This is a genomic window from Pseudomonas sp. GXM4 (genome assembly GCF_008923895.1).
GTDB lineage: Bacteria > Pseudomonadota > Gammaproteobacteria > Pseudomonadales > Pseudomonadaceae > Aquipseudomonas > Aquipseudomonas atacamensis.
The window spans coordinates 1-14,307 of sequence record NZ_WBRZ01000029.1 but is presented as its reverse complement, the minus strand read 5'-3'; the positions used below and the strand labels follow the sequence as shown (position 1 = coordinate 14,307).

Below are 14,307 nucleotides of genomic sequence, written 5' to 3'. Positions count from 1 at the left end.
CGGGCGAGGCTAACCCGAATGCATGTTGCCGGCGTGTCGGCTGTGTATCGGAGTCGACACAATAGCCGTGCGGGCTAAGCTGATAACCGCCAGCGCGACGATTTACCGATCATCGGGTGCCGCGCTGCCGCCGGTTCCGCTACAATGCGCGCCGTTTTCGACCAGCCTGAGAGCCCATCCATGTCCGCCTGCCAGACTCCTATCATCGTCGCCCTGGATTTCCCCACCCGTGACGCCGCACTGAAGCTGGCCGACCAGTTGGACCCGAAGCTGTGCCGGGTCAAAGTGGGCAAGGAACTGTTCACCAGTTGCGCGGCGGAAATCGTCGGCACCCTGCGTGACAAGGGTTTTGAAGTGTTTCTGGACCTGAAATTCCACGACATTCCCAACACCACCGCGATGGCCGTGAAAGCCGCTGCCGAGATGGGCGTGTGGATGGTCAACGTGCACTGCTCCGGTGGCCTGCGCATGATGGCGGCCTGCCGCGAAGAGCTGGACAAGCGCAGTGGTCCGCAACCATTGTTGATTGGTGTGACCGTGCTGACCAGCATGGAGCGCGAGGATCTGGCCGGTATCGGTCTGGATATCGAGCCGCAGGAACAAGTGCTGCGTCTGGCGGCACTGGCCGAGAAGGCCGGGATGGACGGTCTGGTGTGTTCGGCGCTGGAAGCGTCGGCGCTGAAAACCGCGCACCCGTCGCTGCAACTGGTGACCCCGGGAATTCGCCCGGCGGGCAGCGCGCAGGATGACCAACGGCGCATTCTGACCCCGCGTCAGGCGCTGGATGCCGGTTCCGATTACCTGGTAATCGGCCGTCCGATCAGCCAGGCGACAGATCCGGCGCAGGCGTTGGCCGCAGTCGTAGCCGAAATTGCCTAAAGCTTATTGAAGATCCAACTGTGGGAGCGAGCCTGCTCGCGAAGAGGGAGTGTCAGTCGACATCATTACCGACTGATCCACCGCTTTCGCGAGCAGGCTCGCTCCCACATTGGTTTCAGGCTGGCCTTAAACCTTCAGAACCAACTTGCCAAAGTTCTCGCCGTTGAACAGTTTCATCAGCGTCTCGGGGAACGTCTCCAGCCCATCAACCACATCTTCCTTGCTCTTGAGCTGCCCGTTGGCCATCCAGCCGGCCATCTCCTGCGCGGCGCTGGCGAACTGCGCGGCGTAGTCCATCACCACAAAACCTTCCATCCGCGCGCGATTGACCAGCAGTGACAGGTAATTGGCCGGGCCTTTGACCGCTTCTTTATTGTTGTACTGGCTGATCGCGCCGCAGATCACCACCCGCGCTTTCATGTTCAAGCGGCTCAGCACCGCGTCGAGAATGTCGCCGCCGACGTTATCGAAATACACGTCCACGCCCTTCGGGCATTCGCGCTTCAGTCCGGCCACGACGTCTTCGGCCTTGTAATCGATGGCGCCGTCGAAGCCCAATTCGTCGATGAGGAATTTGCACTTGTCGGCCCCGCCGGCAATGCCAACGACGCGGCAGCCTTTGATTTTGGCGATCTGCCCGGCCACGCTGCCCACCGCACCTGCGGCGCCGGACAGCACCACGGTGTCACCGGCTTTCGGTGCGCCGACGTCGAGCAGGGCGAAGTAGGCGGTCATGCCGGTCATGCCCAGTGCAGACAGATAGCGTGGCAATGGCGCGAGTTTCGGGTCGACCTTGTAGAAACCGCGCGGCTCGCCGAGGAAATAATCCTGCACACCGAGGGCACCGTTGACGTAATCGCCGACGGCGAAGCCGGGATTGTTCGACGCGATGACTTTTCCCACGCCCAGTGCGCGCATGACCTCACCGAGACCGACCGGCGGGATGTAGGACTTGCCTTCGTTCATCCAGCCGCGCATGGCCGGGTCGAGGGACAAGTATTCGTTTTTCACCAGAATCTGTCCTGCCTGTGGCTCGCCGACCGGTACTTCCTGATAAGTGAAAGTCTCGCGGGTCGCGGCGCCCACCGGGCGTTTGGCGAGCAGGAACTGGCGATTGGTCTGGTTGGTCATGACAGGCACTCGAATGGAATGAAGCCTTGTTGATAGCTCTTCAACGGCGATGTCGCAAGGTTGGCTGATACGGCGAATGCGAGTCGATCCAGTGCAGTGATGGTTACGGGGCGGGTTTCATCACTGCGGCGCATGCGCCGGTAAACAGCGATTGCATAGTGCTGACGTGCTTTCGCTGCCCTTGGCTATGCTGCGACGCCAACATCTCCCATTTTTTTTGCATTCGAGGACATAGCCATGAGCATGACGTTTTCCGGTCAGGTGGTTGTAATCACGGGAGCCGCCTACGGCATCGGTCGCGCGACAGCCCTGGCGTTTGCCGCCGAAGGCCTGAAAGTGGTGGTGGCTGACCTCGACGCGGCTGGAGGCGAAGGCACGGTTGCGCTGATTCGTACCGCCGGTGGCGAAGCGTCCTTCGTGCGCTGCGACGTGACGGTGGAAAGCGATGTAAAAAATCTGATGGATGAGGTGATCAATACCTACGGTCGTCTCGACTATGCCTTCAACAACGCCGGGATCGAAATCGAGAAGGGCAAACTGGCCGACGGTACGCTGGACGAGTTCGACGCGATCATGGGTGTCAACGTCAAAGGCGTCTGGCTGTGCATGAAGTATCAGTTGCCGTTGCTGTTGGCGCAGGGAGGTGGCGCGATCGTCAACACGGCGTCGGTAGCCGGGCTGGGCGCAGCGCCGAAAATGAGCATCTACGCGGCATCGAAACATGCGGTGATCGGCCTGACCAAGTCGGCGGCGATCGAATACGCGAAAAAGAAAATCCGCGTCAACGCAGTGTGCCCGGCAGTGATCGATACGGACATGTTCCGCCGTGCCTACGAAGCCGACCCGAAGAAGGGCGAATTCGCCAACGCCATGCACCCGGTCGGGCGCATTGGCAAGGTCGAGGAGATCGCCAGCGCGGTGCTGTATCTGTGCAGCGATGGCGCAGCGTTTACCACTGGGCACTCATTGGCGGTGGACGGCGGCGTGACGGCGTTCTGAAAGTTGCCGAAACACAAAGAACCCGCCTGCGTGCGGGTTTTTTTGTACCTCGCGGTCGGTCCCTGTGAATACCGTTAAACAATGTGTATCAAACCGTTAGAACTGCCGTATTTGGCGGTGTTGTCGCACAGCCTCGGCGGCGCGGCTGTGATTTACTGCTGCCAGCAAAACTGACAGGAGTTTGCGAGCTCATGGAACTGAGAATTGACCGACAGGCAATGGTGCCGGTCGTGCAGCAGATCGTCGATGGAATGACTGACTGGATTGTGCAAAGCGGCATCCCGCCGGCCACCCGGTTGCCCTCCGTACGGCAAATCGCCCGGGGTAATCTGCTCAGCCAGTCGTGTGTCGTCGAAGCCTGCGAGCGCCTGGTTTCGCAAGGTGTGTTGACTGCGCGTCAGGGCGCGGGATTCATCGTCGCGGCCTCGCCGGCATTGCGCGAAGCGGACTCGGAATGGGCAGCGTGCGAGGGCCGCCCCGCATGGCGTGATGAGGTGGACGTCGCAACGAGTCGCTTGATTTTGGGGCAAGGAGGCTTGCCGCCGAGCTGGCGTGAGCCCGACGACCTCAGCTACGCATTACGCGAGGTGGCGCGCACCGACATGGCCAGCCTGTTCAACTACAGCTCGCCGCTGGGCCTGCCAGCGTTGCGCGAGCAAATTGCCAAGCGTCTCAAACTGCTGAACATCGACGCTTGCAATACACGGCTGATGAGTACCAGCGGTGCCAGTCATGCGCTCGATCTGATCGTGCGCACCCTGTTCAAGGCTGGCGACTGCGTGGTGGTGGAAACGCCCGGATATGCACCGTTGTTTGACCTGTTGCGCCTGCACGGCGTACAGATGCTCGAAGTGCGTCGGACACCGAGCGGGCCGGACATCGACATGCTCGAGTCAGTGCTGCGTCAGTTTCGTCCCGCTGCCTTGTTCATCGGCAGCCATCACCACAACCCCACCGGCAGTTGCCTGACCCCCGCCGTCGCCCAGCGCATCGTGCAATTGAGCAAGACCTACGACCTGCGCGTGATTGAAGATGACGTCTACGCTGATCTGCACACCGGCAGCGGTACGCGGTTGGCGGCGCTGGACCATGGCGGCCGGGTCATTTATGTCGGCAGCTTTTCCAAGACACTAAGCAGTTCGTTGCGGATCGGCTTTGTCCTGGCGGACAGCGAGCTGCTGAAGCGCCTGGCGGAGGTCAAGATGATCAGCGGCCTGGGCTGTTCGAGGCTGGCCGAGGCGGTGCTGGCCAGGCTGATGGCGACCGGCGCCTATCGCAAACTGGTGCAGCGCCAGCGCCAGCGCTTGAATGCCGATCGCGCGGCGGCCTTGCAGGCCCTGGAAGATGCCGAGTGGGAAGTGTTCGGCAAGCCGGTTGGCGGGTTGTTTATCTGGGCGCGGGCACGCTTGCGCGACCAGGCGTCGGTGCGCAGGCAGGCTCAGCGTTGCGGGCTGGAGTTATCAGCAGCGGACGCCTTCAGTCCCAGCGGTGAGTGCGGTGACTGGCAGCGCATCAATGTGGCCTGTGCCTGCGACCCTCGGGCGCGGCAGTTTTTTCGCAATACTTGCGCGGATCGACCTCCAGCATTCTGAAAACGACGCGGGCGTAGCTTTTTGCCATTATTCCGACGCCCGAGTCTTGTGCTGGTTCGAGCCCGTTGCGAATCTTCGGCAACAGACTTTGGCAGGGGACTACGCGCAATGATTTCGGCCGTGCAAGGACGTTTTGCCAACCTCGGTATGGCGAAAAAACTGGGTATCGGATTCGTGCTGGTCTTGCTGCTGACTGCGTTGGTCGCGGCGATCGGCGTCTGGTCGCTGCAAACCATCAGCCTGCGTTTCGACGGCTTGAAGCAGATGTCCGCGCTCAACAGCGGCCTGCTCAAGGTGCGCCTGCTCGAGCAGGAGTACGCCCTGCGCGGCAATCCGAAGACCGCCGATGCCTTGCGCGAAGGCGTCGATGGGCTGATCGTCCTTGCCGGTGAGCTCAAGGCGCATTCCCCGGCCAACGTCCCGGTGATGAGCGATGTCGAGCAAGCGCTGGGCGCGTATCGCAAGGCCTTCGATGAATTCGTCTCGCTGAGCCAGGCCAAGGATCTTGCGCTGGAGATGGCCAGTTGGTCGGTGTCCAGCGTGGCCAATAACCTCGATGTGTTGCAGAGCGGGTTGGCCGATGATGGCGCCTATACGTTGAAAGACAGCGAGGGCAAGGACGGCGCGCAGTTCATCGAACAGGCGAACCAGGTCAGTCAAGTCTCGCGGTTGATGCTGCAGGCGATGAACGAAGCGCGGGTGCGTCTGGATCAGAGCCGCAAGGGCGATGCCGACAATGCTGGCCAAGGCAACATCGAGCAGGCTGCGCAAGCGCAGGAGCAGGCCGAGGCGTTGAAAAGCACGGTCAAGGACGAGGGCTATCTGACGGTGCTCAACGAAGTGTCGGGGCATATCGCCGGATTCAACGAGAAACTGGCTGAATACACCGGTTTGCTGGCGCAAGAAAAAACGGTTTATGACCAGTTGCATCAGCGCGCGGCGCAAGTGGTGGACCGGGTCAATCAGGCCTACGTCGCCGAAGATGCTTCGATGCAGGCGGAGCTGAAAAAGAACACGGTGTTGATCATTGGCTCTTCGGCGCTGGCCTTGTTGGTCGGATTGCTCGCCGCGTGGGTGATCACGCGCCTGATCGTTGCGCCGCTGCGCAGTGTCATTCGTGTGGCGCAGCAGATTGCTGCGGGTGATCTGACGGCGAAGGTCGAGGTGACGCGCCGCGATGAAATGGGTCAGCTAATGTTGGCGATGCAGCAGATGGCTGCCGGCCTCGGCACGATTGTCAGCGGCTTGCAGGCCGGTATCGAGCGCTTGGCCGGTTCCGCGCAATCGCTGTCGGCGGTGACCGAGCAGACCAATCTGGAGGTCAACAGCCAGAAGGAGGAAACCGAGCAGGTCGCCACCGCCATGAACCAGATGACCGCCACCGTGCATGACGTCGCGCGAAATGCCGAAGAGGCGGCGCTGGCGGCGCAGACGGCGGATGACAAGGTCGAGAGCGGCCAGCAGGTGGTGCGCCAGAGCATGGCGCGGATCGAGCAGTTGGCGGATTCGGCGACCTCGGCCAGTTCCAGCATCGAGAGCCTCAGCGCCGAGATCCAGAATATCGGCACGGTGCTGGAGGTGATCAAGAGCGTGGCCGAGCAGACCAATCTGTTGGCGCTGAACGCTGCAATCGAAGCGGCGCGCGCCGGGGAGCAGGGCAGGGGGTTTGCGGTGGTGGCCGATGAGGTGCGTGCGCTGGCACGGCGTACGCAGCAATCGACCGAGGAGATCGAACGCTTGGTCAGTGCCCTGCGCGCGGCGGCGCAGTCGTCGGTGCAGCAGATTCGCAGCAGTGGCGAGTTGGTGAAGCTGGCGGTCAGTGATGCGTTGCAGACCGAAAGTGCGCTGGGGAGTATTGCCGCGGCGGTGTCGTTGATTCAGCAGATGAATCAGCAGATCGCGGCGGCGGCGGAGGAGCAAAGTTCGGTGGCAGAGGAGATCAATCGCAGTGTTACGCAGATTCGTGCGAGCGCGGATCACTCTTCCGTGGCGATGCGCGGGAATGCGGCTTCGAGTGTTGAGCTGGCGCAGTTGGGCGGGGAGTTGCGCTCCATGGTTGGGCATTTTCGGCTTTGAGTCTTGGCGGCCTTCGGGCCGGCCAGGCTCTCGGCCTCGCCGCGTGGGGATGGCCCGGTTTTGCGTTTGCTGTTCTGTGGGAGCTGGCTTGCCAGCGAAGGCGGCCTGACAGCCGACCGATTTTTACCTGAGAACACTGCTTCCCAATGTGGGAGCGAGCCTGCTCGCGAAAGCGGTCTTCAAGTCAAATCCTCTTTCAAGTCGGCCACAAAAAAGCCACCTGTAACGGTGGCTTCTTTACCCGTATTCGCGCCTTAGTCGTAAATCACTTTCTTCTTCCAGTCCGCATCGGCTTCGACATCCTTCAAGCCGGCGGTCAGTTGGTTTTCTTCACCTTCCACCGGGGCGATCTTGTCCATGACCTGGGCGTTGGCTCGGGCGAGGAGTTTTTCCAGATATTGCAGTTGCTCGGCATACATATGCGGGTCCTGCTGTTTGCGCAGGTATTGCACACCGCGTTCGAAGGCGAGGCGGGCCTGGCCGGGCTGGTTTTGTTGCAGGGACTGTTGGCCGAGGTTGTTGAAGAATTCGATGTGCAGCAGCACGAGGATGTGGCGCACTTCGCGAATCCATTGTTTGGCTTCGTTCGGAGGCAGGAAACCGTCGTGGGCGGCGCGGGTTATCTGGCCGTGCAGGGCTTCGAGGAGGAAGCGCACGTCTTTGGCTTTGGCCTCGGTCAGGATCGGCGCGGGCGGGTTGTTCACCGGGATCGATTCGCCCTGGGCAACGAGGGCGCTGAGTTCGGTGATCCGGGCCTTGGTCGTCGCGCTGGTTTTTTCCAGGTTGAGCAGGCGCTGGCAGACGTTGAGTTCCAGGCGGGTCAGCAGTAGCTTGAGCGCCGGGGTCATGAACTGGCCGGGGAAGGTTTCGGTCAGTTCGCCGCAGCGGCGCAGGCGGTCGTTGAGTTCGACTTTGGTGCGGGCCTTCTCCAGTTTGTTGTTTTCCACCACATGGTTCATGTAGCCAATGGCGATCAGAATTGCGATCCCGGCTACGACTAGCAGGGTGATCATGAGTGGTGTCACCGGTAAGACCTCTTTATAGGGTTCGCATGCGAGTGTAGTGGCTGGGCATTTAGGCGCCTAGCGCCGCTCGACGGGTTTGATCGGCTGCTGCAATCTGTATCGGCCGCCAGCTCTATAGATGAATGCTGGCGCTTGATGTGCAGATTGCCATCACTGTGCGGTGACTATAACGTCTTGGCGAGTGGCGGAATATAGGCGTCAGGTTTCGGACGACGGAAAAGCCCTACGCGGCCCGTAATCCAGGTCGAAGTCATTGATTTAAATAAATTTATATCAGGGGGTTGACGACCCCTCAATCCATCCATAGAATGCGCGCCACTTGCAGCGTAAAGCACACAGCGAAACGCGGCAGGGAGTGAATGTTGTAGTGTGTCCCCTTCGTCTAGTGGCCTAGGACACCGCCCTTTCACGGCGGTAACAGGGGTTCGAGTCCCCTAGGGGACGCCAATGCGGGAATAGCTCAGTTGGTAGAGCACGACCTTGCCAAGGTCGGGGTCGCGAGTTCGAGTCTCGTTTCCCGCTCCAATTTTAAACAGCAGTGCTTTCGGGCGGTGCTGAGTGAAACCAGAACCAAGTCTTCGGATGCGGATCTGGACACCGAAACACACACCATGTGTTCCGGGTAGCGTGTCCCCTTCGTCTAGTGGCCTAGGACACCGCCCTTTCACGGCGGTAACAGGGGTTCGAGTCCCCTAGGGGACGCCATTTGCGGGAATAGCTCAGTTGGTAGAGCACGACCTTGCCAAGGTCGGGGTCGCGAGTTCGAGTCTCGTTTCCCGCTCCAATTTCACAAAAACGCCGATCAGTGATGATCGGCGTTTTTGTTTGTGCGCGTTTTGTGGCGGCAATAAAAAAGGACCTTTTCACAGATCCTTTTTTATTTTGAGCCCGGTCATTAATGATCGGGCTCAGGCAGAGCTTTACAGCTTCGGCAACTGCCCGACACGCCCCATCATTTCCGTGACGATCTGCAGATCCAGCAGGAACTGATCGACGGTCTTGAATTCGCCATCGGTGTGGCCGGTGTACTTGGCCTCAGGTCGCGCCAGGCCGAATTGCACGCCGTTCGGCAATTCGTGAACCGACGTCGCACCAGCGGAAGTACCGAATTCTGATTTCATACCGAGGTTTTCGCTGGCTACGGCAAGCAGCGCCTTGACCCACTCACCCTCGGGGTTGCGATACATCGGCTCGGCCACGGAATAGTCGAACGCTACAGCGACATGAGTCTTCTTGCTCCAGGCGTCCAGTTTCTCAGCGATCTCAGCCTTGAGCTTTTCCGGAGACTTGCCCTTCGGTACGCGCAGATTCACCGCCAGTTTGAAGGTTTTGTCATCCTCACCGACGTAGGTCAGCGAGGTGGTCAGTGGCCCCATGAACGAGTCGGAGAAGCCCACGCCGAGTTTTTTGCCCAGGTAGTCCAGGCCCCAGTTGTCATCGGCATAACGCGCGGCATCGGTGAACTGGTTGTGCTTGAGCGCGACTTTGCCGTCCAGGCTGTTGATGAAGCTCAGCATTCGCGCGACCGGGTTGACGCCGGACTCTGGTTCGGAGGAGTGCGCAGAAACCCCCGTCACGGTCAGTTTGACGCCTTTGCCATCAACCTTTGCCGCGACTTCAAAGTCGCCGCCATTGGCTTTGGCGTAGGCGTCGCCGGCTTTTTGCAAACTGGCGGCGAGCTCGGCTGGCTTGTCGGTTACCAGTGTGACCACCGAAGCGGACGGAATCTGGTTGGTCGCTTTGCCGCCGGTCATCGAAATGATTTCCGCACCGTTGCCTTCACCTTTGCGTTTGGCAAAGTTGGCCATGACAGTGCCGTAACCTTTCTCGGCGATTACCACCGGATAACCGCCGTCCAGCGCCATGTTGTAGGTTGGCGTCGGGTTGCGCTCGAAGTAATAAGGAATAGCGTCGCCGCTGGTTTCTTCAGTGGTGTCGACCAGCAACTTGAAGTTACGCGCCAGCGGCAGTTTCTCGTCCTTGATCACTTTCATGGCGTACAGCGCCACGACGATAGCGTTCTTGTCATCCTCGGTGCCGCGACCGTACATGCGATCGCCAATCAGCGTGACTTTGAACGGGTCGAGTTTGGTGCCGTCCTTCAGCACCCAGTTTTCCGGCGTCACCGGCACCACATCGGCGTGGGCATGAATGCCAACGACTTCGTCGCCTTTGCCGTCCAGAGAAATTTCGTAGACACGGTTATCGACATTGCGGAACTTCAAACCGAAGGATTCGGCGAGTTTCTGGATCTCACCGGCAATCTTGATGAATTCCGGGTTGTCGTGTTGCTCCACGCCGTCCTTGCGGAAGGTCGGGATCTCGACGAGTTGGCGCAGGGTTTCCAGCGCGGCCTTGCCATATTTCACGCGGGTATAAACGCCCAGCAGACGGTGAATTTCATTCTGCTGTTCGGCGTTCAGGGTCTTGTTGTCGAGGAAGGCGCTGATGGACGGGGTGAGCTTATCCGTCTTGGCCAGGTCGCTTTTCGCCAGGCTGCCAAGGAAGCTACGGAAGTCCGTCAGGTTCTTGCCGTCGAAGGATTTCAGAATCGCTACACTTTGCTCGGCCGTAATGTTGGCTTGTGCGGCACTGGTAAATGCGGTGAGGCTGGCCATGACGAGCGTAGCGGCGGCCAGTTTTTTCAGGGAAAAGACCATGTAACAGGCATTCCTTTGCTAGAGATTGGGAAAATATGTCTGACGCTTGCGGCAGAAACATTTTGCAACCTACCACCATGAGCAGGTGAAGAGGGAGTCACAAACTTGATCTGTCGCACAGAAATGCAAAAGAGGCGCACAAATGAAAAAGTCCCGGCAGCTAATGCCGGGACTTTTTTCTGTGGGTTACATCGATAGCATCAGGCGTCCGGCAAACAGAATGAGGATGACGCCCATGCTGCGCTCGAACCAGTGTCCAAGGCGCATGAACAGCAGGCGCACTTTGTTGCTGGAGAAAAACAGCGCGACGATCACGAACCACAGCGCGTTGACGAAGCACATCCACAAGCCATAGAACGCCTGGATCTGCAGCGGTGTGCTGGCACTGATGATCGTGGTGAAGATGGCCAGGAAAAACAGCGTGGCCTTGGGGTTGGTCGCGTTGGTCAGAAAACCGGTGCTGAATGCCTTGAACAGTGACTGTTCAACCAGTGGCTCATCGGCGGTTTTTTCGCCTTCGACGCTGCTCTTGGGTTTGCTGCGGATCAGGCTGACGCCCAGATAGAGGATGTAAGCCCCACCGACCACTTTGGCCACAGTCAGCAGCCACGGCGTGGTGTGCATCAGGGCGCCGACGCCGAGCAGGGTATACAGCACGTGCACGGAAATCCCCGCGCCGATGCCCAGCGCAGTGCAGATGCCGACAAGGCGGCCGAAGCGCACGCTCTGGCGGATGGTCACGGCGAAGTCCGGACCGGGCGCCACCACGGCGAGAAAGTGGATGGTGGCCAATGCGAGAAACTCGCCCAGGTAATTGGAAAGCATGTCAGCTCCAGAAAGTCAGAGGGGAGGCATTGCCGCGATAGCCGACAAAGAACGACAGGCTCAAACGCGGATCAGCCACGCCCGGAGTCACCGAGTGCATGCGCCGCGAATTGAACATGATGAAATCGCCGGGCTGCGGTCGTACTTCGAGGGCGGGCGGCCCCAGCAGCGACGGCTCGATGCCATAACTGTCGCCGCGCATTTCGTCGAATTGATCCGGGGTGATGTGGTCATTCCACATCTGCAAGGCGCCACCCTTGGTGGGCATGTTCAGGTAGACGTTGCAGGCAAATTGCGCCTCGAGGCTGCGCGCCTGAAAACTGTCCGGGGCGTCCTTGGCGAAGATGTCGTGGTGAGCAAGAAAGCACACGCCGGGTTTGACCACGCGCGACAAGCCGACATACATCTTGCGCCCGTAGAGGTTTTCCAGATGCGCGCCCGCGGGCCAGGATTCGTCGAGCATGCAGCGCAACGTGTCGATCGGCGAAGAGTAGGGCGCGCAGCGCTGGCGCAGTTCGTCGATGTTGCGGGTGGCGCGTTCGAAGTAATCCTCGATCAGCAGCGGCTGGTTTTCCGCCTCGTAAAAGGCCATGCCGATTCGGCCGATGCTCGGTGCGTTGATGTAGCCCTCAAAGCCCGGGGCGAGGATCTTGTCGCCAATTTCGATCGCCAGCGGCTCGGGGAGAAAGCGTTTGACGCGGATGGCGAGGACTTCTTCGTTGGCCAGTTTTTTTATGCACGTCTCATCGAGACGCTCGACGTCTAGCATCATTTGTTTTAGGTCCATCTATCGATAGTCAACGGAACCGGCGAGTGCGGCTCCCCGGCGTCGGGCCCTGCGCGATGGCAGCGTCCGAAATGCTCAATCCACGCTGTAGTGGACGGACAGCGTGCCTTTCTTCTGCGAAAGCGACGCGATCGTGACTGTGCCCAGATCCTTCAGGCTGCGTACGTGGGTGCCACCGCAGCCATAGGCCGGCAGCTCACCGAAACTGATTTCCCGCGCGCCCTCGCGCAGTGAAGTCAGACGCGGCAGATCGTGTTCGATCCACTGCTCGATACCGGTTTGCACGGTTGGCGCATCGACTTCTTCCGCGCCATCGCCCGGTTTGAATTGCACCCGGCCTTCGTCCGGCCAGTGGTGCGCTTTGATCGGCATCCAGCCCATGGCCTGAATGAAATGACCGATCAGGTGCCCGGCCGAATGCATGCGCGTGTTGAAGCGGCGGCGTTCTTCATCAATGCGGATGACGGTCATGCCCAGCGGCAGCGGGCGGTCGACGAAATGCACAATGCGCTCCGCTTCCTGCACCACGCGCGACACCCGGCTTTCACCGATCCAGCCGGTGTCGCAAGGCTGACCGCCGCCCTGGGGGTGAAACAGGGTAGCGCGCAGCACTACGGCGAATTCGTTCTCGTGGGGTGTGCAGTCGAGGACTTCGACATTCGCCTTGAGGTCGTCACTGTGAAAAAACAGGCGAAGCGTCATATTCCATGCCCTGATCGAAGTTCTGTTTTTATTATATGAATCGTGCAATAACGTGATAATCCGTTCCAACATCAAAGGACTTGTGCGTCGTGAGCATCAATCTTCCGCTGCCGCTGCTGGGTGAAATGGCGATTTTCGTCAAGGTTGTCGAGACCGGCAGCTTCTCTGAAGCGGCGCGGCAGATGGGTTCCTCACCCTCGGCGGTCAGTCGCAGTATTTCCCGCTTGGAAAAGGCGTTGGCCACGCGCCTGCTGCAACGCACCACGCGCAAACTGCGCTTGAGCGATGGCGGCGAAGAGGTGTTCAAGCGTTGCCAGGAAATGGTCAGCGCGGCCAGGTCGGTGATGGAAATCAGCGGCCAGTTCACCCACGAAGCAGAAGGCCTGGTGCGGGTCAGCGTGCCGAAAGCGGTGGGGCGCTTTGTGATTCATCCGCACATGCCGGAGTTTCTGCGCCGCTATCCCAAGGTTGATGTGGAGTTGCTGCTGGAAGATCGTCAGGTCGATCTGATCGATGATCATGTCGATCTGGCGATTCGCATCACTGACCGTCCACCGGCCGGTCTGGTCGGGCGGCAGTTGCTGACCATCGATCATTTGCTTTGCGCCACGCCGCAATACCTGGCCGAACATGGCACGCCGACGCATCCTCACGATTTGCTCAACCACAGTTGTATTTATCTGGGCGAAACACCGAGCGATGCGCGCTGGAAATTCAAGAAGGGCAGCAAGGCGGTGACGGTCGGCGTGCGTGGGCGCTATGCCGCCAATCACACGGGTGTGCGGTTGGGGGCGGTGTTGCAGCACATAGGGATTGGCAGTCTGCCGTATTTCACGGCGCGTTACGCCTTGGAGCAGAAGTTGATTGTGCAGGTGTTGCCGGACTGGACGTTTCTTGCCTCTTACCATGGCGGGTTGTGGTTGCTGCATTCGCCGACTCGGTATCTGCCGCCGAAGTTGCGGGTATTTATTGATTATCTGGTGGAGTGTTTGCAGAAGGAGCCGACGTTGGGTAGGCCCGGGAAATCTGCCAGTGGGAGCAATGCGGCTGTGGCGTATGAGCTGCCGGAGAGTGAGGGGTTGCTTTGAGGTTTTTTTGGTGGGACTTGGCGGCCTTGGGGCCGACCAGGTTCTGGTGGTTTGGGTGAATATCCGTTGCTTCGGTTGTTGCTTCTGGCGGTTTCGCCCTTACGGCGAGTCACTTTTTCAGACGCCAAAAAGTAACCAAAACGCTAGCTCCTGCGTTCGGCCCGCTCGCTGGGGCTCGGGGTACCTTCGCTCCGGGACTGATCCGGGCGCAGCGGCTCCGGTTTGCTTCGCTGCACCTCCTTCCGCTGTGTCTGGCTGCGCCAGACGGTCGCTGCGCTCCCACGCCCGGATCAATCCCTCCGCTCAGCCTTCCGACGTCGCCTGTGAATCAAGATCAAAAGCGGTACTCGAGCTTGCGCTCATTGTTTTGAGTGGTGAAAAGCGTGTGGTCTGCTTTGGATCTGTGTTGGATTCGCCCCTCACCCCAGCCCTCTCCCCGAGGAGAGGGAGCTGATTTGTGTGCTTTTCAAATCCTGAGTTCAACTCGGACTTTCACATCGACGTAACTCGCCCAAACACCTCGCTCAGTCCCCTCTCCCTCCG

Annotated in this window: 11 protein-coding genes, 4 tRNA genes and 1 pseudogene; 10 read left to right on the top strand and 6 right to left on the bottom strand. The window is 59.7% G+C overall.

Going from position 1 to position 14,307, the window contains the following annotated elements:
- The first annotated feature begins 180 nt into the window (after nt 1-180).
- Nucleotides 181-879 carry an orotidine-5'-phosphate decarboxylase gene (gene pyrF, locus F8N49_RS06800; protein WP_122746841.1) on the top strand — a complete coding sequence of 233 codons (699 nt, stop codon included), beginning with the start codon at nt 181-183 and terminating at the stop codon, nt 877-879.
- Nucleotides 880-1,005: 126 nt separating this feature from the next.
- Here pyrF and F8N49_RS06795 read toward each other — a convergent pair whose 3' ends face one another.
- A complete protein-coding gene (locus F8N49_RS06795) occupies nt 1,006-2,010 on the bottom strand; it encodes an NADP-dependent oxidoreductase (RefSeq protein WP_041479470.1) in 1,005 nt (334 codons plus the stop codon).
- Between the two features lie 237 nt (nt 2,011-2,247).
- Between F8N49_RS06795 and F8N49_RS06790 the strand changes: the two genes are divergently transcribed.
- The 4 genes and pseudogenes from F8N49_RS06790 to F8N49_RS28520 all read left to right on the top strand — a co-directional run bounded on the left by F8N49_RS06790 (nt 2,248) and on the right by F8N49_RS28520 (nt 6,677).
- Nucleotides 2,248-3,009, top strand: a complete 762-nt coding sequence (locus F8N49_RS06790; RefSeq protein ID WP_016773663.1) for an SDR family oxidoreductase — start codon at nt 2,248-2,250, stop codon at nt 3,007-3,009.
- Between the two features lie 191 nt (nt 3,010-3,200).
- Nucleotides 3,201-4,601 (top strand): PLP-dependent aminotransferase family protein, encoded by a 1,401-nt coding sequence (locus F8N49_RS06785; RefSeq protein ID WP_151551042.1) that lies wholly within the window; start codon nt 3,201-3,203, stop codon nt 4,599-4,601.
- Nucleotides 4,602-4,709: 108 nt separating this feature from the next.
- Nucleotides 4,710-5,816 (top strand): annotated as a pseudogene (locus tag F8N49_RS28525) (HAMP domain-containing protein); the annotation flags it as partial.
- A complete protein-coding gene (locus F8N49_RS28520; RefSeq protein WP_372241007.1) occupies nt 5,796-6,677 on the top strand; it encodes a methyl-accepting chemotaxis protein in 882 nt (293 codons plus the stop codon). The pseudogene F8N49_RS28525 and the gene F8N49_RS28520, both read left to right, overlap by 21 nt.
- 254 nt (nt 6,678-6,931) lie before the next feature.
- Here the strand turns inward: F8N49_RS28520 and F8N49_RS06775 are convergent, their stop codons facing one another.
- Entirely contained in the window at nt 6,932-7,690 is a 759-nt protein-coding gene (locus F8N49_RS06775; protein WP_071173237.1) for a hypothetical protein, read from the bottom strand.
- A 383-nt stretch (nt 7,691-8,073) separates the two neighbouring features.
- Between F8N49_RS06775 and F8N49_RS06770 the strand changes: the two genes are divergently transcribed.
- The 4 genes from F8N49_RS06770 to F8N49_RS06755 all read left to right on the top strand — a co-directional run bounded on the left by F8N49_RS06770 (nt 8,074) and on the right by F8N49_RS06755 (nt 8,486).
- Nucleotides 8,074-8,149: transfer RNA gene (locus F8N49_RS06770), tRNA-Glu, on the top strand.
- Nucleotides 8,150-8,151: 2 nt separating this feature from the next.
- Nucleotides 8,152-8,227: transfer RNA gene (locus F8N49_RS06765), tRNA-Gly, on the top strand.
- A gap of 104 nt (nt 8,228-8,331) precedes the next feature.
- Nucleotides 8,332-8,407: transfer RNA gene (locus F8N49_RS06760), tRNA-Glu, on the top strand.
- 3 nt (nt 8,408-8,410) lie between these two features.
- Nucleotides 8,411-8,486, top strand: a tRNA-Gly gene (locus tag F8N49_RS06755).
- Nucleotides 8,487-8,622: 136 nt separating this feature from the next.
- Here F8N49_RS06755 and F8N49_RS06750 read toward each other — a convergent pair.
- The 4 genes from F8N49_RS06750 to F8N49_RS06735 form a co-directional block, all read right to left on the bottom strand.
- The gene (locus tag F8N49_RS06750) at nt 8,623-10,362 is read right to left on the bottom strand and encodes a dipeptidase (protein WP_151551040.1); all 1,740 of its coding nucleotides are present in this window, start codon (nt 10,360-10,362) and stop codon (nt 8,623-8,625) included.
- Nucleotides 10,363-10,548: 186 nt separating this feature from the next.
- Entirely contained in the window at nt 10,549-11,187 is a 639-nt protein-coding gene (locus F8N49_RS06745; RefSeq protein WP_016773667.1) for a LysE family translocator, read from the bottom strand.
- Between the two features lies 1 nt (nt 11,188).
- The gene (locus F8N49_RS06740; protein WP_071173235.1) at nt 11,189-11,959 is read right to left on the bottom strand and encodes a 2OG-Fe(II) oxygenase; all 771 of its coding nucleotides are present in this window, start codon (nt 11,957-11,959) and stop codon (nt 11,189-11,191) included.
- 90 nt (nt 11,960-12,049) lie between these two features.
- Entirely contained in the window at nt 12,050-12,676 is a 627-nt protein-coding gene (locus F8N49_RS06735) for a serine-tRNA(Ala) deacylase AlaX (protein ID WP_024013941.1), read from the bottom strand.
- An 89-nt stretch (nt 12,677-12,765) separates the two neighbouring features.
- Here F8N49_RS06735 and F8N49_RS06730 point away from each other — a divergent pair, with 89 nt between their 5' ends.
- The gene (locus tag F8N49_RS06730) at nt 12,766-13,764 is read left to right on the top strand and encodes a LysR family transcriptional regulator (RefSeq protein WP_071173234.1); all 999 of its coding nucleotides are present in this window, start codon (nt 12,766-12,768) and stop codon (nt 13,762-13,764) included.
- Nucleotides 13,765-14,307: the final 543 nt, after the last annotated feature.